The organism is Agrobacterium sp. DSM 25558 (assembly GCF_900100825.1).
GTDB lineage: Bacteria > Pseudomonadota > Alphaproteobacteria > Rhizobiales > Rhizobiaceae > Agrobacterium.
Genome location: NZ_FMUD01000002.1, coordinates 226,002 through 243,181 on the forward strand (window position 1 = coordinate 226,002; position 17,180 = coordinate 243,181).

A 17,180-nucleotide genomic window follows, 5' to 3' on the forward strand; every position below is an offset into this window, starting at 1 on the left:
GTATTTTAAGAATCACATATCATTCTCAGCAAAACTTCCCACAATCTGTTGTTCAGGATGCGCGCATGAAATTGCTAGAGCCAAATGCGCCGCATGTAAGCCAGCACGAGTTGCAGGCCATGGCCTACAGCGATCCGCTGACAGGTCTGGGAAACCGGTACCGGCTGCGTGATAAAATCCGCATGCTGGCAGCAGAGCGCGCCAGCGACCCGGCACCTTTTACCATCGGTGTAGCGAATATTGACGGTTTCAAACCGATCAACGATCTTTTCGGCGTCGAGGCGGGGGATGAAATTCTCTGTCAGGTCGCCCATCGCCTCAAGGCCTGTGTGCCGGATGGGGCTGTCGTGACCCGTCACGACGGCGATGAGTTCGCCTTCGTCCTGCCACTCGTCTTCGAGCGCTCAGGCGCAGAGCGCGTCGGACATATGATCAAGGACGTGCTGTCTGCACCCTATGATCTGGGAGACCGGAACGTTCGTCTGTCCTCATCCTTCGGCTTTGCAATCTACCCCTTTGCGGGCGAAGAGTTCGAGGATTTGTTGAAGAGCGCGGAAACCGCGCTTTATCGTTCGAAGCGACGTGGCAGTGGCCAGATCACCGTTTACTCGCGCGAAATCGCGCAGGAAATGAAGCGCGCGACGCAGCTTGAACAGGCGTTGAGAAACGCCATCATCAACGACGCCGTTGACGTGCATTTCCAGCCGATCGTGCGTCTCAACGATGCGACTGTCATTGGGTTCGAGGCGTTGGCGCGGTGGAACGATCCCGACTTGGGTTTCGTGTCGCCCGCCGTCTTCGTGCCACTGGCTGAAGAACGCGGCTTCATCGATGCTTTATCGGAGACGCTGTTGCGCAAGGCCGCGGAAGCCGCACTTTCCTGGCCACGGGAGCTGTTTTTGTCCTTCAACCTGTCCTCCGCACAGTTGATGGACCCTGGTACAGCGGAGAATATCCTGTCGATCCTGCGGCGCGTCGGCCTCGATCCGCGTCGGGTGGAGTTGGAGATTACTGAAACGGCGGTCATGACATCGGCCGATACCGCGCAGCGCATCATCACCGAGCTTCAGCAGGCTGGCGTTCGTATTTCGCTGGACGATTTCGGCACCGGCCAATCGAGCCTTGGGCGTTTGCGTGATTTCTCATTCGACAAGGTCAAGATCGACCGCGCCTTCGTCTCACGCATCAGCACCGACCGCCCGTCGGAACATATCATCAAGGCTATTGTTGCCATGTGCGACGGGCTGGATCTCGAGGTTGTCGCAGAGGGCATCGAGGATAAGACCGAGGCGGAAAAACTGCGCAGCCTCGGCTGCGCCATGGGCCAAGGTTATTTCTATGGTCGACCAGTGGATTCTGCGGCAACACACCGCTATCTGCAGGAAAATTATCGCGATATGTCAGCCGGTGGCCGCGACTTCGGTTAGTGATCCTTTTCCAATGTTGCTTCGTTCCCCGTCATCCCGCACTTGATGCGGGATCCAGTCAGCCCAAGTCCTTGGGCTGAAAGAACGTCTTACGCCGCGCAGACGCGCGTCTACTGGACCCCGCAGGAAGTGCGGGGTGACGGATGTAAAGGTATTTCCGCCAAACTGTCCTTCAATTTGAACCGGACACCGGTGCACTTGATGCGGAATGACGGAGAATGTTTCGATCATCCCAAAAGGGGCTAAACCCTATAAGCGCCATCCAGCACGCCGTTTACCGCGATACCAAGATCGAGAGTCGTTCCGTAAAGCGGATTGGCCTTGATCGTCTCGTCGTCCAGACCTTCGCAGGCGGAGGTAACGGCAAGGCGATTGGCGGCAGCACCGAAGAAGACCGGGCAGGTTGTCTGTTTTGCCGGGACTTTGTATCGGTCGAGATGCTGTCCGGTCGGCGAATAGCGGTCTACGGCACCGGCACCCCATCGCGCGTTCCAGATGTTGCCGTCCGCGTCGCAGACAGCGCCGTCCATGCCACCCTCTTTTCCTGCCTGATCGATCAGGACTTTGGCCGAGCTGGTTGGAAGGCCCGTCTGTGGGTTCAGCGGCACGCTCATAAGCTTGTTCACTTTTGTATCGACATAATATCCTGTCGCGCCATCCGGTGAAAAGCAGATGGCATTGGAGATGCTAATATTGTCGAACAGCGTCGTCACCACGCCCTTGGCCACGTGATAGATACCGCCCGCACCGTTTTCCGCCTTCTTGCCCATGGTGCCGATCCACAGCGCGCCGCTCTGGTGCACACGCCCGTCATTGGAACGGTTGCCGGGTTTACCGGGCTCGAAATCGACATGGAGGAAGAGGTCGCCCGTTGCCCGGTCACGAATGAACAGGCCTTCGTCGGACGCCAGCAATTGCCGCTTCTCGTCGATGCGTGCTACGACGCTCGCCATAAAGGGCAGGGCGTGGACGGTTTTCTCGCCGGTTGCCGGATCGAGTTCGTGCAATTCCTTGCCGAGAATATTCAGCCAGCAAAGCTTGTTGCTCAGCGGATCGAAACTCGGTCCTTCGCCAAGATGCATCTGTGTCGCGTCCAGCACCGTGCCTGCAAATTCGTGGATATCAGCCATGGGTTATGCTCCGATCGCAATGTCGTAGGCTTTGATGGTGAGCAATGCGCGTTCGCGAACGTCCGTCGCCGTCATGCCCGGCTTGTAGAGGCTGGTGCCGAGACCGAAGGCGGTTACGCTGATGCTGGTGTAATCGCTGAAGTTCTTGTCGGAAACGCCGCCGACAGCCGCAACCAGCGTATCCTTGGGCAGAATGGCGCGGATGGCGTTGATGCCGGATGGGCCGAGGACGCTGGCGGGGAAAAATTTCAGACCGGTGGCACCGGCTTTCAATGCCAACAGAGCTTCCGTCGGGGTCAGCACGCCCGGCATGGTGACCATGCCCTTTTCGCGCGCCGCCGTGATGACTTCGACATCGACGTTCGGGCTGACCATCAGCTTGCCGCCTGCCGCATCGAGCTTCGCGACATCGTCGACGGTCAGCACGGTGCCGGCACCGATCAGCGCATCTGCCGGGGCAAGCTTCGCGGCGATCTCGATGGAGCGGAAGGCGTCTGGCGAATTGAGCGGAATTTCAATGGCGCGCAGGCCGCTTTCCAGAAGCACGCTCACCACGCCCTCTGTTTCTTCTGGCCGGATGCCGCGCAGAATGGCGACGAGTGGGTATTTCATTTCGGGGAAGGGAATACGCATTCTAAATTCTCCTCAGTGCCAGATGGCATGTGCAGCGGCGACAAGCCCGTGGCGAACGGCTTCATCGGCATCGATGGTTACGAAATTGATGGACAAGGCGTCGAAGGCCGCCTTGTAAAGCGCGCCCAAAGCGCCGGATGCAATAAGCACCACCTTTGCGCTTTTCGGTGCGGTGGAATGAGCTCCGGCGATCTCCAGGCCGATCATGGTACCGGAGAGCTTCGCCTTGGCGTCTGTTGCGGAAAGGCCGTGCAGCAGTTGCCCGGACCGGACTGTAAACAGCCGGTTCGTCGCCATTTGTGGGTTGGCGTAGCTGTCCGAAACTGCGGCGCGGAAGGCAGGCAGATCACCGGTGAAGGCTTCCGCGTCAGAAACGGCATGCGACAGGATGGAGTGTTTGGAAATGACGTCGAACAGTTCTCCGGTCATGAATGTGGAAAAGCCCGTGACCTTCAGATTGCTGACGCTGACCCATTTGGAATGCGTGCCGGGCATGCAGACCAGTTGATCGCCGGTTCTGTAATCGGCAGACAAGGCACCCAGAAGCTGGGTTTCCTCGCCGCGCATCACGTCAGGTGTTTCTGTCGCGCGCTGGGCAAGCCCTGGAAGAATACGAATATCGTCAGCCTGGCCCGGTACGCGCACCGCACCCTTTAAGACATCCGAGAGATCGGCGGGCACATCCACATAACCGGCCTCGACCCAGCCCTGCCGCGCTCCTGCCATACCGCAGATGATGACGGGAAGGCCTGATGGTGCGGAAAGGGCGGCGAGATGGGAGGCCAGCACCTCGGGAAAACCGGTCCGCATGGCGGTTGTCATGCCTTCGGAACTGCGTCGTTCGCCCAGTATCTCGCCGGATTTGCTCATCAACCAAAGCCGGAAACTGGTCGTACCCCAGTCCACGGCAACAAATGCGGCATCGGCCATTACAAAAGACCTCCATCAATGATGATTGTTTGGGCCGTCATGGCGGCAGATGCCGAAGAGGCAAGAAAGAGACAGGGACCGACGAGATCGTCCGCCGTCAACGCGCGCTTGATGCACTGGCGCGCAACGCCCTGCAAAATCGAATCGTCCGTTAGCCACAGTTCCTTCTGCCGCTCTGTCACGATCATGCCTGGGAGAATAGCGTTGACGCGAATGGTTTCCGTGCCCAACCGTCCGGCAAGGCTTTTCGTCAGGCCGACGATGCCCGCTTTGGCCGCGGCATAGGCCGGCAATTCGCCCATGTTCAGCAGATAGGAAATGGACGAGAAATTGATGATCGAAGCGCCCTCGGCCTTGCGCAGATAGGGCAACGCCGCCTGCGTCACAAAAAACACCGGCTTCAGGTTTACCGCGTGGTTTGCATCCCAATAATGGCTGGTCACAGTGTCGATATCGTGTCGATCATCCCAGGCCGCGTTGTTCACCAGAACCTTGATGCCATCAGTCGCGTCCGCCGCTGCCTTCACGGCATGTGCCAGTTGCGACTGGTCGCGAAGGTCGGCTTCGATGAAAGTCACAGGATGCCGCGTTCTTGTGGATAGATTCTCGACAAGGCTCTGGCTGGCCGACACATTGATGTCGATGAAGGCGACTTTTGCGCCTTGCTCGGCAAAAGCCGCGACCAGCGATGCGCCGATGCCGGAGCCTCCGCCGGTGATAAGGACGCCCTGGTCCGCGAATTCGGAAAACTGCCCAGAATTTTCCGCCATCACGCCTCCCAGCACGGATTGCAAGTTCCATTATTTGGAACTAAGTTTCATTTGACGGAATATTGCCCTTTCCCTCTTTGAAATGTCAAGCGCAGCAATGTCGCACATGGAGATAACATGGCGTCCCATCTTACCGAAAATACAACGGATAGCACCACCGGCACGCTGGGAAAGGCAATCGCTTTGCTGGAACTGGTCGTCATGTCGCCGCAACCGCTTCGCTTTACCGATATTCTTCAGCGCTCCGGTCAGCCGAGAGGCACGCTTCACCGGCAACTGGTGCATCTGCTGGGAGAGGGCCTGCTGGAACAAAAGGAAGACCAGACTTACGTCGCGGGTGTGCGACTTCTGACATTCGCATCGCAGGCATGGAGCGGTAACGATCTACGCTCCATTGCCGCACCGCATTTGCGCATATTACATGAGAAGACCCAGGAATCGGTGCATCTCGGCGTCCTGCGGGGTGCGGAAATCATCTATCTCGACAAGATCGACGGCAAGCATGCGGTACGCATGTATTCGCAGATCGGCCGTGTTTCGCCAGCCTATTGTACGGGGGTCGGCAAGGCAGCGTTATCGCTCCTCCCGGAATCCGAGTTCTCTAATATTTCTAAAACCATCGCGTTTCATCCCTATACGTCAAGTACGATCATTTCTGCAACCAAGCTAAAACAGGAAGTCGACACTTTTCGCCTGCGTGGTTTCGGCTTCGATCTGGAAGAACATGAGAGCGGAATTCAGTGCATAGCGGTTCCCATTGCCGCACCGGGCCAGCGTTTTCACGCTGCCATCTCTGTTACCGGCCCGGCTTATCGCCTAACGCGTGAGCGCTTGGAGGCGTGGTCGGGGATCGTCCGTGAAGCAGCGCAGAATATTTCTTCAGATTTATTGGTGCGCCTGCCGCCAACGCACGAGTGAGCAGATAGAAACCGCGCCCGATTGTACAATAACAATACTGGGCTTCAAAAGTATGATTGATGACTGCAATCAACTTTTGTTTGCAAAAAAGTAGCTTGTTGATATTCATGCCTTAGCAAATTTGTGCTATGTAATCTCTTCTTTTAAGCCGACCTCGCAAAGAATCAAAAATCAATGTTGACCCCTGAACTTTCCCCTTCTTCGCATCCCGGTGCGGAATGTGCGCAGGACGTGGAGCAGTTAAAGACGCAGTTCGATATATTCCGCTTTCTGAAGAAAATAACCGAAGCATGGGGGATGAAGGCCTTCATGGTCATCAACCTTCCGTCCCATATCGCGCTGGAGTTGTCACAATATACTGTCATCACCAATTGGCCAGCAGAGTTACTGCACCAGTATGATCACGAAGGTTTGCTTTCGCGCAGCAACGTGCTTCGGACGCTAAAGCAATCCAGCGTTCCGTTCCGGGTCGATCTTGAATTCACGACGCGGGGTCACGACGATGTTATCGCCAAGAAAATTTCGGATCTCTTTGGTCGTTTTGGCATGACGAGCGCATTGTGGTTTCCGGTACAAGATCCTTCCGGCCAGAGAGGCGCAGTGTCGTTTCATGGCGACAACATTGATCTGGCACCACGCTGCGTCGCTGAAATTGCTTATATCTCAGCCCATGTTTTCAGCCGTCTCGCTTACGTCCGCAGCCTTGATTCTCGAATCCCCGAAACGCTGACGGATCGCGAGATCGACTGTCTGAACTGGACTGCTGCCGGCAAGACCAGCGCGGAAATCGCCGAAATTCTCACGCTCTCGGAACATACAGTCAATCATTACCTGAACCGCGCAACCAAAAAACTCAACACGGTCAACCGCACCCAGGCCGTGGCAAAAGCATTGCGTGTCGGTATTATAAAGTAGAAATATTTTCGATTTTTCCATTGTTATCTGCATGAACGTAAGCAATTCTTGGGTTGCTCGTGGCAGAGGAGATTCGTTTGGCGGCTTCGAAAAGCTTCAAGGCTGGGTTTTCTCCGACAATCGATTGCGCTGTGCTCGTTGTCGCAGCCGAAAAAGGTTTCGATACCGACGAGGGTCTTTCTTTGGAGCTCGTGAAAAAGCCAAGCGCAAGTGACCTGTTGGTCGCGTGGGGCGCTGGCGATCTCCACGGGCTTCACCTTCCTGCCTCCTTGCCTGTCGCCTCGGCTCTTGGCCTGCCGGATATGCCCGCTGACCTCGTTGCGCCATTCGTTCTGGCGACAGGAGGTGCAACGCTTACTGTCTCGCAGATCCTGCACGATGATCTCGCCGAACAGGGAATGAAGATACCCGATCCCGCCACCGTCGCCCGCGCTGTTGCGCGCGTTGCGGCATCGCGGCAAATTGCGAAGCTGAAACCATTGGTGTTTGCCGTCGAGCATCTTCTGGCGGTTTCAGTGTTCGAGTTGCGGTATCTGTTGGGCAGTGCGCATCTCCACACGGATCGCGATGTCACTATGGTTGCAGCCTCACCGGCAGATATGCCGGACATGCTGGAGGCAGGTGAGATAGACGGCTTTTACGTCGGTGAACCCTACGGTAGTACAGCGGTTCTGCGCGGAACGGCGCGTATCATCACCACGAAATCGCACATCTGGCAGAATGCACCGGAAAAAGTCCTGGCGCTTTCACGCGACTGGGCAAGTGCCCAGCCAGCCACATTGGAGGCGCTGCTGCGCGTGCTGTACCGCGCTGGTGAATGGTGCTCAAGCCACGCCAATATCGAAGAGCTTGCGGGCATTCTGTCTGCTCCGCATTATCTGGACGTAGACGGCGATCTGATTCTGCCTGCGCTCACAGGCTATATTTCGCATTCCCCAGCCCGCATGCTGGAATGCCCCGGCTTTTTTTCCACCAGCGGCAAGGCAGCGAATTTTCCCTGGCAGAGCCAGGCATTGTGGTTCTTTAGTCAGATGCTGCGGTGGAAGGATTGCCCCCCGGAATTTGCCGAGGACGCCAAGGCTTATGAGGCGGCATGCCAGGCCTTTCGCCCGGACCTCTTCCGCAAAGCGATGAAGCCGATCTTCGCGCCCGTGCCGGCCGCCAATATGAAGCTTGAGGGAACATTACAGGTGCCGGTCCACGTCGGCGCATCGCGGTCCGACCTTATTCTAGGCCCCGATGCCTTCTTCGACGGACGAATATTCGATCCCGAAAAGCTGGGGGCTGGCAGCGAAAGCTGAGACGTGGTTGTTACCGAAGTCAGCCATTTATGCTTTATCATTGGCGAAACGAGCGCGGTTGGTTATTGAAGACCGGCGCATCGGGCGCAATGGATACCGGCATGACACAGGGCGATAAGAAGCAGATCGAGCAGGCATTGGAGAGCGTTGTCTATCCGGGCGGCGATAAAAGCATCATCGCGCTTGGCATGGTGTCGGAAATATTCATTGCGGATGCCAAAGCCTATTTCTCCATCACCGTTCCGGCTGACAAGGCCGATGACATGGAGCCCTTGCGACTTGCGGCCGAAAAGGCAGCGCTGAGCGTCTCCGGCCTAAAAGCGGCCATGGTTGCGCTCACGGCAGATCGCAAGCCAGGCTCCGCTCCTCCGCCCAAAGCTGCACCCGCACCTGGACCAGCAAAGTCGGCACCGCAGCCGCGCACCAAGGCTGGTGTTCCCGGTGTTGGCGCGATTATTGCCGTGGCGTCCGGTAAGGGTGGGGTGGGAAAATCCACGACGTCCGTCAATCTGGCGCTTGGGCTTCAATTGCTGGGCTTACGCGTCGGCATTCTGGACGCGGATATTTATGGCCCGTCGCTGCCCCGATTGCTGAAGATTTCCGGTCGACCGCAACAGGGCGAGGGCCGCGTCATCATGCCGATGGAAAATTACGGCCTCAAGGTCATGTCCATGGGCTTCCTGGTGGATGAAGAAGCGGCGATGATCTGGCGCGGGCCGATGGTGCAGTCTGCCTTGATGCAGATGCTGCGCGAGGTCGCGTGGGGAGAACTCGACGTGCTGGTGTTGGATATGCCGCCCGGCACGGGAGATGCACAGCTGACCATTGCCCAACAGGTGGCGTTGGCGGGGGCCGTTATCGTATCGACCCCGCAGGATATGGCGCTGATCGACGCCCGCAAGGCCGTCACCATGTTTCACAAGGTCGAAGTGCCGATCCTCGGCGTCATCGAAAATATGAGCTACTTCATCGCGCCGGATACGGGCGCGCGCTACGATATTTTCGGCCATGGCGGCGCAAAGGCGGAAGCGGAGCGCATAGATGTGCCTTTCCTCGGAGAGGTGCCGCTGACGATTTCCATTCGAGAGCTGTCGGATGCTGGAACACCAGTTGTCGTGGCGGAGCCAGATGGGCCGCAGGCGCAGATTTATCGTGATATTGCCCATAAAGTCTGGGCGCAGGTTGGTGCCGGTCTGCGCAGGCCCGCACCACGGATCGTGTTCGAATAATGGGCAGTCATTGATGCGCCATGCGCATAGCACTCGGTCTTTCGCCCGCGCCCAGGTAGAAATTCATGCCGACTTTCGTTTATTGCGGGAGATTTCGGTGCGCGACGTCATCTGTGATCATCTGTTAAAATACTGAAATACATTGATTTTTATCAAAAAATTAGAATGTTGCTGCAATGGTGTCTCGCAAGTGGTGTGGTCTGCTTCCTGCGTCGCATCGTCTAGGTCGGCTAGGCCTGTTAAAAAATACTCCTTGATTCTTATGGGCATAGGGAGCATAGGCCGCGCCGTTTGATCCGCCGTCCATCCCGGACGTTTGCGGAAGCCACACATGATGTGTTAGAGCAGCCTACCGGCATTTGTCGGTGTGCTGACCGGAGAAACTGATTGATTAAAGCCTATCGCTCGAATTGCGAGGCAATCAGCCTGTCGGCGGACCATTCGGTCCCGCAGATCTCGGACGATATTGTCTGGATCGACCTCATCAACCCGGAGCGAGCCGAAGAGATTTTCGTTGAAAAGGCGCTTGGTGTCGAGCTGCCAACCCGCGAAGATTTGAAGGACATCGAGCCGTCCAGCCGTCTTTATGTGGAAGATGGCAATGTTTTCATGACGGGTTCGCTGGTTTGGAATGCAAACTCCAAGGACCCTCGGCTCACAGACGTCGCCTTCATTCTGGCTGGCAAAAGGCTTGTCACCATTCGCTATGCGGAACCGAAATCATTCAACCTTTTCACCGCAGCCATTACCCGTGTGCCGCATGAGATGCGCAGTGGTGCCGCCCTTCTTTTGAAGCTTCTTGAGACCATCGTGGACCGCACGGCAGAGATTTTGGAGAATTCCGTTGTTGGCATCGATACGGTCGCCGCAGGCATTTTCGGAGAGCAGGCGCGCAGCAAACGCAAAGCACCGCGCTATCTGGAAGACAAGATCGCGGATATCTCCGCCTATCACCGACTGATATCGAAGGTGCGGGATAGTCTGGCGTCACTGGCCCGCTTGCAATCTTTTCTGCAAGCCACACCAAATGTGCAGCAGGATAAGGAAGCCAAGGAAACGGGGCGCTCGATTGGCCGCGATATCCAGTCCCTGTCGGAGCACGCCTCGTTTATATCAGGCAATCTCACCTTTCTGCTGGACGCGGCGCTCGGCATCATCAATGTCGAGCAGAACGCGATCATCAAGATTTTCTCCATCGCGTCGGTCGTTTTTCTGCCGCCAACGCTCGTGGCATCTGTTTACGGAATGAACTTTAACGTCATGCCGGAGTTGCAGTGGTCCTATGGGTATCCACTGGCAGTCATCGTCATGCTTGTCTCGGCTATTATTCCGTTCATTTTTTTCCGATGGAAGGGCTGGCTCTAACCGGTCAGAATCAACATGTCTCATACCTTGGATAAGGAAGACCTCGGCAAGCCGGAGGCGGATGATCACCGCCTGAAAGGGTTGTTTGCGGCCATGCTGGGTTCAATCGGCGTCGTCTACGGCGATATCGGTACCAGCCCGCTCTATGCCTTCCGCGAAGCCCTGAAGCCAATATCTGGCGACGGTTTGACCGAAGCGGAGATCATCGGCCTCATATCGCTGATGATCTGGTCTTTGACCATTATCGTCACCATCAAATACATCTGTTTTCTGCTGCGGGCGGACAATGATGGCGAAGGCGGTACATTGTCGCTTCTGGCGCTTTTGATGAAGTCGGCGGGCAGCAAGCGCGGCGTGCTGATCATGCTGGGCCTTATCGGCGCTGCCCTCTTCATGGGCGATGCCATGATCACGCCAGCCCTTTCCGTGCTGTCGGCGGTGGAGGGGCTGAAGCTCGTCACTCCGCAGATGGATTCCTTCATCATCCCCATCTCTGTCGTCATCCTCGTCGGCCTATTTGCCATCCAATCTCACGGTACCGAGGTCGTGGCCAAGTTCTTCGGCCCGATCACCGCTGTCTGGTTTTTGGTCATGGGCATGGTGGGCCTGCTGCACATTTCGGATGATTACAGCATTCTCTACTCCTTCAATCCGTACCACGCCGTCGAATTTCTGCTTGCCGAAGGATTTTACGGCATCGTCGTTCTCGGTGCCGTGTTCCTGACGATCACCGGTGCCGAAGCGCTCTATGCGGATCTGGGGCACTTCGGTCGCAGACCCATTCAGTGGGCGTGGTTCGTGCTGGTCTTCCCGGCACTGACACTCAATTATCTCGGTCAGGGCGCGCTGGTTCTCAAAGACCCGACCGCTATGTCCAACCCGTTCTACCTGATGTTCCCGCAGTGGGCTCTGCTGCCAGCGGTTATTCTCGCAACGGCCGCTACCATCATCGCCAGCCAGGCGGTCATTACGGGTGCCTTCTCACTCGTGCGTCAGGCCATCCACCTCGGCTATCTGCCGCGCATGGAAATCCTCTTCACGTCAGAGACCAATACGGGGCAGATTTACCTGCCTTCGGTCAACACGGTCCTGTTGTTCGGCGTCGTTGCGCTGGTGCTGACGTTCAAGAGTTCCGACGCTCTGGCCACGGCCTATGGTATCTCGGTAACGGGCGCGATGGTCGTTACCAGCCTGCTGTTCTTCCAATTTGCCCGCAGTCATTGGAAGTGGTCGAAATCTCTGGCGATGCTGGTGATTTTCCCGTTCATCTCGCTGGAGCTCATCTTCCTCGGCGCCAATCTGTTGAAAATCCATGACGGTGGCTACGTACCGGTGCTGCTGGCCATGGCCTTCGTCATCATCATGATGACATGGCAGCGCGGATCGAAAATCCTGTTCGCCAAGACACGCCGTACCGATGTCCCGTTGAAAGCCTTCGTCGCATCGGTCGAAAAAGAAAGCTCGCATGCGCCGGTGCGCATTCCCGGCACGGCCATCTTCCTCACGGGCGATCCCGAGACGGCACCTGCGGCGCTGCTGCACAATCTCAAGCACAATCACGTCCTGCACGACAAGAACGTGATCCTCACGATCCGTACCGAAGACACGCCGCGTATCCATCCGGACAAGCGCTATACGATCACCAAGATCAGTGAGCGTTTCGTGGTTGTGGAGCTTCACTTCGGCTTCATGGAAACGCAGAACGTTACGCAGGCCTTGGGATATCTGCGCCGCACCGGCTACAAGTTCGACATCATGTCCACGTCGTTCTATCTCGGCAGACGCAAGTTGGTTCCTGACCCCAAGTCCGGCATGCCTGGCTGGCAAAACCGCCTGTTTATCGCCCTTGCGGAAACCTCGGCAGACCCATCGGACTACTTCCGCCTTCCGGCCAACCGCGTGGTAGAGCTCGGTTCCCATGTTGTGATCTGAACCACGCATAGTCGCGATTTCCACGTCATCAGCGCCATCCTTGAAAAGGGGTGGCGCTTTTTCATTGGCCAACACGTTAACGTGAAGGTACGCAAGCGCTCACCGTTAACCAAGCATCAAGGTTAATGAGAGATTATTCGGCTGTGTAGCAGTGTGTTGCGTTGTTCGGAGTACTGGTTTTGCGTTCAAAGAAAGTATCGCGTCGCGGGTTCTTCTTCTCGTTCGAGAAATGGACATCGCCTGTTGTCTTCGGACTTGCCGCATGGCTTGTCTTTCCATCCTTCGCCGCGCGTGCCGATCTGGCGTCGCTTCTGGCCGGGCTTGATGCCGGCGGTGAGCAATGGCGTATGGTCTTGACCAACTCTCCCGCAGGTTCGGTTCACAGCGCGTCACTAGCGTTCAACGATGCCAATCTGGCACCGGCGCTCAGCGGGGCAGGGATGATCACGCCCGATGGCCGCAAGGTCGCCTTTGTCACGGGCAAGAATGGCAAAGAAACCTCGCCGGATAGCGACCGCGTCAATCGCGCTGCCAAAAAGGGTCGTGTTGTTTCGTCAGAAGTCATGCAGCCTCCGAAAGCCTTCACGGCTGGCTCCGTTCTCCAACGCACCAGCATGCTGGATGTCGAACCGCTGAAACGCAAAGACCGAACGGCTTTCGTCAAGCAGAAGAAGAGCAAGGACATCGAACTGGCATCCTTCTATTTCCGCAGGGATGAGACCAAGACGGAAAAAAGCGTCTCGCCGATGCTGGCCGAGCTGATCACCAATCGCTCTGCCGATGTGTTGGCAACGGCCTATGCGCCGCCAGAGCCGGATTTTGCCCGCGAATCGCCTTTCGATGCCATTTTGAAAAAACCGGACGCTGGACGCTTCGTCCCGCAGATTGCCGCCGATGATCATGCCTGGGCAGCGACGCCGCTGCCGGCTGAGGTGTTTTCCGCTGCCGAGCAGCAATGTCTCGCATCCGGTATCTATTTCGAAGCGCGTGGCGAATCGGTTAAGGGTCAGGCGGCTGTCGCACAGGTCATTCTTAACCGCGTCCGCAACCCGTCCTACCCCAAAACCATCTGCGGCGTGGTCTACCAGAACAAGGATTGGCGCAATCGTTGCCAGTTTTCCTTTGCATGCGACAACATCAAGGACCGCATCAACTCCGAGCGTCACTGGAAGATGGCACGAGAAGTGGCCATGGCGACATCGGCTGGCAAGATTTGGCTGAACGAAGTCGGCTCCGCGACCCACTATCACGCCGTGTATGTACGCCCGGCCTGGGGCAAGAGCATGAAAAAGGTAGGTAGAATCGGTTTGCACGTCTTCTACCGTACCTATGGCGGTGGATGGAGCTGATATCCCGGGCTTTTTACCGGGATATGACGATCAAAATCGCCGATTCCACAGCCCAACAATGTCCCTAATTTGCGAATATCAGCCAAGTCATTGTTTTAACGATATAATTTTGTATATTGTGAACGGCCTTCTGTGCCTTGACTAGAGAAGTCCCTAAAACTATGTTGCGCCCGACTTCAGAGCGGGCTGGAACATGCGCAAAGCCCTGCCGTTTACAACTCCAAAGAGTTCTGGCACCACCGGAACGGAGCAAAAGGGCAGGATTTGAAAATGACCGGCAACCGTAACGATAGTCTGGAAGAGCGCCGCAAGCACCTTACCGATCAGTTGGCCAAGGTGCGGTCGGATGACGAGGCCGAGAGACGAAGTGAGCAGAATGCGCAGGAGAGCCGTAAAGGTTTTGCACTTGCGATCAAGCTGTCTTCAGAATTCATCTCCGCCATCATCGTTGGTGCCATGCTGGGCTATCTTCTGGACTATTTTGTGGGCACGTCACCGTGGGGGATGATCGTTCTTCTTCTTCTCGGATTTTGTGCCGGCGTACTGAACGTTCTGCGTTCTGCCGGAGTGGTGGCGAAGCCGCCGCTTGTCGAAGGTGGGCTCGGACAAGACAAGAGTGGAAAGCAGGGCGACTGATGTCGCTCCCTTCCATATAAGACGTTAAAGTGTCGCCTTTCGCGGCAAAAGGTAAAGAGGGCATACGTTGGCAAACGATCCGACCCATCAGTTCATGGTTACGCCGATCATCCCGATTGAGATCGGCGGCGTCGATTTTTCGTTCACCAATGCGTCTCTCTTCATGGTCGCAACGGTCGCAGCAGCGTCCGGTTTTCTGTATTTCGCAACGTCGAACCGCGGCCTGATTCCGACCCGCATGCAGTCTGTTGCTGAAATGTCCTACGAATTCATCGCATCGATGCTGCGTGAAGGCGCTGGCAAGAAGGGCATGGTCTTCTTTCCCTTCGTGTTTTCGCTGTTCATGTTCGTGCTGACGGCAAACCTTCTCGGCATGTTCCCGTATTTCTTTACGGTCACCAGCCAGATCATCGTGACGTTTGCGCTATCGTGCCTGGTCATCGGTACGGTCGTTGTTTACGGTTTCTATAAGCATGGTCTGCATTTCCTCGGCATATTCGCTCCGGCAGGCGTTCCAAAGGTCCTATTGCCGCTTGTGTCGTCGATTGAAATCATCTCCTTCCTGTCGCGTCCGATCAGCCTTTCCGTTCGTCTCTTCGCGAACATGCTGGCAGGTCACATCACGCTGAAGGTTTTCTCGGGCTTCGTCGCTTCCATGGGTGCCTTGGGCGCTCTGGGTATCGGTGGCGCAATCCTGCCACTCATCATGACGGTCGCAATGACCGGCCTGGAATTTCTCGTCGCCTTCCTGCAGGCATATGTCTTCGCGGTACTGACTTGCATGTACCTGAACGACGCCGTGCATGGCGGTCACTGAGAAGTAAAGTCGCTGACCCCGATACCGGGTGTCAAACATAGCCGCACCAACCATTCTAAGGAGCTTAACATGGAAGCGGAAGCAGCAAAGTACATCGGCGCAGGTCTCGCATGCCTCGGCATGGCTGGTACGTCCCTCGCTCTCGGCCGTATCTTCGGCGATTTCTTGTCGGGCGCACTGCGCAACCCGTCTGCCGCTGACAGCCAGTTCGGCCGTCTGGTATTCGGCTTCGCCGTTACGGAAGCTTTGGGCATCTTCTCGCTGCTCGTCGCTCTCCTTCTCCTGTTCGCTGTCTAATATCGGCATCAGGTATGGATCACGGCTCGCAGCAGCGTGCCGTGATCCTTCGCATTTGCACTACCCCTGGAGGTGAGCATGTTCGTGACCGAGGCTTTGGCCCAGTCAGCACCGGCGACAAGTGAAACGAATACCGGAACTCCGGCTGTCGGTCAGACCGCTCCGGAAGCAACGCATACGGAAACGGGAGTGGCACATGATGCCGGTCACGGTTCCCCTGTGTTTCCGCCGTTCGATCAGTCCACTTACGCATCCCAGCTTCTTTGGCTGGCCATTACGTTCGGCCTTTTCTACGTGCTCATGAAGAAGGTCATCGTGCCACGTGTCGGCGGTATTCTTGAAGACCGTCACGGCCGTATCGCACAGGATCTCGATGAAGCGTCCCGGCTGAATGCCGAAGCGGATGCCGCTATCGAAACATATGAAAAAGAACTTGCCGCTGCTCGCGCCAAGGCCGGCTCAATCGCCGCCGCCGCCCGTGATGCTGCGAAGGTCAAGGCGGATGCCGATCGCGCTGCCATCGAAGCCGACCTGTCTCAGAAGCTGACCGCTGCCGAAGCCCGTATCGCCACGATCAAGCAGCAGGCCTTTGCTGATGTCGGCGCAGTTGCCGAAGAAACCGCAACCGCGATTGTCGATCAGTTGATTGGCACCAAGGTCACAGAAACGGACGCCAAGGCAGCAGTTGCCACCGCATCCGCAGTGAAGGAGGCTTGATATGGCGTTCGATGCAACATTTTTCGCACTCGTCGGTCTCGTCCTTTTCTTCATTCTGATTGCCTACCTCAAGGTTCCAGGCATGTTGGCGGGCTCGCTCGATGAGCGCGCTGGCAACATCAAGGAAGAGCTGGCCGAAGCCAAGCGCCTGCGTGAAGAGGCACAGCACCTGCTGGCCGAATATCAGCGCAAGCGTAAGGAAGCCGAAGCGGACGCTGCCAACATCATTGCATCCGCAGAACGCGAAGCCGCTGCCTTGACCGCAGACGCCAAGGTCAAGACTGAAGAGTTCGTCGCACGTCGCACTGCGCTGTCCGAGCAGAAAATCAGCCGCGCAGAAGCCGAAGCTATCAGCGCGGTTCGCTCCGCAGCCGTTGATCTTGCTATCGCAGCATCAGAAAAGATCATCGCCGAAAAGGCTACTGCCGCCACGAAAGCGAACCTTTTCAACGCCGCTGTTGGCGAAGTCAAAACGCGTTTGAATTGATGGTATAAGGCAGAACGCTTCGAGCTGTTCCGCAAGACCAGACTTTGAAAACCCCTGTCGAGCAATCGGCGGGGGTTTTCGTTTTTTAGCCGTTATCTTTGGATGTGTTCGATGCTTGAGCAGATTAACGATGGCAAGTCTCGAGATATAGTTCGTTTAATAGTCCGAGCAATGTCTCGGCTGAATCTGGATTTTCCATCTAGAGCTATAGAGCATCCAAAAGGTTAAAGTTATTTCGAAAACCTATGGTGCAAACACTGCGAGCGTTTTTTCCTTATTTTGAGGAATATGCCTTCTATAGTTGTATTAATGGATACATAATATAGC

Annotated in this window: 17 protein-coding genes; 13 read left to right on the forward strand and 4 right to left on the reverse strand. The window is 56.3% G+C overall.

Features of this window, described 5'->3' with window-relative positions; genetic code table 11:
- Positions 1 to 65 precede the first annotated feature (65 nt).
- Positions 66 to 1,427 (forward strand): putative bifunctional diguanylate cyclase/phosphodiesterase, encoded by a 1,362-nt coding sequence (locus DSM25558_RS03565; RefSeq protein WP_077101908.1) that lies wholly within the window; start codon positions 66 to 68, stop codon positions 1,425 to 1,427.
- Positions 1,428 to 1,669: 242 nt separating this feature from the next.
- On the opposite strand, the gene DSM25558_RS03570 is transcribed toward DSM25558_RS03565, so the two are convergent.
- Genes DSM25558_RS03570 through DSM25558_RS03585 form a run of 4 tightly spaced genes read right to left on the reverse strand, consistent with a single transcriptional unit; the run spans position 1,670 to position 4,890 of the window.
- Positions 1,670 to 2,557 carry an SMP-30/gluconolactonase/LRE family protein gene (locus tag DSM25558_RS03570; RefSeq protein ID WP_077101841.1) on the reverse strand — a complete coding sequence of 296 codons (888 nt, stop codon included), beginning with the start codon at positions 2,555 to 2,557 and terminating at the stop codon, positions 1,670 to 1,672.
- A 3-nt stretch (positions 2,558 to 2,560) separates the two neighbouring features.
- Positions 2,561 to 3,190 carry a 2-dehydro-3-deoxy-6-phosphogalactonate aldolase gene (locus DSM25558_RS03575; protein WP_077101843.1) on the reverse strand — a complete coding sequence of 210 codons (630 nt, stop codon included), beginning with the start codon at positions 3,188 to 3,190 and terminating at the stop codon, positions 2,561 to 2,563.
- Between the two features lie 12 nt (positions 3,191 to 3,202).
- Positions 3,203 to 4,120 (reverse strand): 2-dehydro-3-deoxygalactonokinase, encoded by a 918-nt coding sequence (locus DSM25558_RS03580; protein WP_077101845.1) that lies wholly within the window; start codon positions 4,118 to 4,120, stop codon positions 3,203 to 3,205.
- Positions 4,120 to 4,890 carry an SDR family NAD(P)-dependent oxidoreductase gene (locus tag DSM25558_RS03585; protein ID WP_077101847.1) on the reverse strand — a complete coding sequence of 257 codons (771 nt, stop codon included), beginning with the start codon at positions 4,888 to 4,890 and terminating at the stop codon, positions 4,120 to 4,122. Before DSM25558_RS03585 ends, DSM25558_RS03580 begins: the two co-directional genes overlap by 1 nt.
- A 117-nt stretch (positions 4,891 to 5,007) precedes the next feature.
- Here DSM25558_RS03585 and DSM25558_RS03590 point away from each other — a divergent pair, with 117 nt between their 5' ends.
- The 12 genes from DSM25558_RS03590 to DSM25558_RS03645 all read left to right on the forward strand — a co-directional run bounded on the left by DSM25558_RS03590 (position 5,008) and on the right by DSM25558_RS03645 (position 16,853).
- Positions 5,008 to 5,808: an IclR family transcriptional regulator gene (locus DSM25558_RS03590; protein WP_077101849.1), complete on the forward strand. Its 801-nt coding sequence runs from the start codon at positions 5,008 to 5,010 to the stop codon at positions 5,806 to 5,808.
- Between the two features lie 174 nt (positions 5,809 to 5,982).
- On the forward strand, positions 5,983 to 6,723 hold the full coding sequence (locus tag DSM25558_RS03595) for a helix-turn-helix transcriptional regulator (protein ID WP_077101851.1): 741 nt from the start codon (positions 5,983 to 5,985) through the stop codon (positions 6,721 to 6,723).
- 77 nt (positions 6,724 to 6,800) lie between these two features.
- On the forward strand, positions 6,801 to 8,024 hold the full coding sequence (locus DSM25558_RS03600) for a CmpA/NrtA family ABC transporter substrate-binding protein (RefSeq protein ID WP_077101853.1): 1,224 nt from the start codon (positions 6,801 to 6,803) through the stop codon (positions 8,022 to 8,024).
- Positions 8,025 to 8,125: 101 nt separating this feature from the next.
- Entirely contained in the window at positions 8,126 to 9,253 is a 1,128-nt protein-coding gene (locus tag DSM25558_RS03605; RefSeq protein WP_077101910.1) for an Mrp/NBP35 family ATP-binding protein, read from the forward strand.
- Positions 9,254 to 9,640: 387 nt separating this feature from the next.
- Entirely contained in the window at positions 9,641 to 10,618 is a 978-nt protein-coding gene (gene corA / locus DSM25558_RS03610) for a magnesium/cobalt transporter CorA (protein ID WP_077101855.1), read from the forward strand.
- A gap of 93 nt (positions 10,619 to 10,711) precedes the next feature.
- Positions 10,712 to 12,550: a potassium transporter Kup gene (locus tag DSM25558_RS03615; protein WP_244554107.1), complete on the forward strand. Its 1,839-nt coding sequence runs from the start codon at positions 10,712 to 10,714 to the stop codon at positions 12,548 to 12,550.
- Between the two features lie 179 nt (positions 12,551 to 12,729).
- Positions 12,730 to 13,899 carry a cell wall hydrolase gene (locus tag DSM25558_RS03620; protein WP_077101859.1) on the forward strand — a complete coding sequence of 390 codons (1,170 nt, stop codon included), beginning with the start codon at positions 12,730 to 12,732 and terminating at the stop codon, positions 13,897 to 13,899.
- Positions 13,900 to 14,169: 270 nt separating this feature from the next.
- Entirely contained in the window at positions 14,170 to 14,535 is a 366-nt protein-coding gene (locus tag DSM25558_RS03625) for an AtpZ/AtpI family protein (protein ID WP_077101861.1), read from the forward strand.
- A gap of 67 nt (positions 14,536 to 14,602) precedes the next feature.
- Positions 14,603 to 15,352, forward strand: coding sequence for a F0F1 ATP synthase subunit A (locus DSM25558_RS03630; protein WP_077101863.1), 750 nt, complete (start codon positions 14,603 to 14,605; stop codon positions 15,350 to 15,352).
- Positions 15,353 to 15,421: 69 nt separating this feature from the next.
- Positions 15,422 to 15,649: a F0F1 ATP synthase subunit C gene (locus tag DSM25558_RS03635; RefSeq protein WP_027673924.1), complete on the forward strand. Its 228-nt coding sequence runs from the start codon at positions 15,422 to 15,424 to the stop codon at positions 15,647 to 15,649.
- A 78-nt stretch (positions 15,650 to 15,727) separates the two neighbouring features.
- Positions 15,728 to 16,366 (forward strand): F0F1 ATP synthase subunit B, encoded by a 639-nt coding sequence (locus DSM25558_RS03640; RefSeq protein ID WP_077101865.1) that lies wholly within the window; start codon positions 15,728 to 15,730, stop codon positions 16,364 to 16,366.
- 1 nt (position 16,367) lies between these two features.
- On the forward strand, positions 16,368 to 16,853 hold the full coding sequence (locus DSM25558_RS03645) for a F0F1 ATP synthase subunit B (protein ID WP_077101867.1): 486 nt from the start codon (positions 16,368 to 16,370) through the stop codon (positions 16,851 to 16,853).
- Positions 16,854 to 17,180 lie beyond the last annotated feature (327 nt).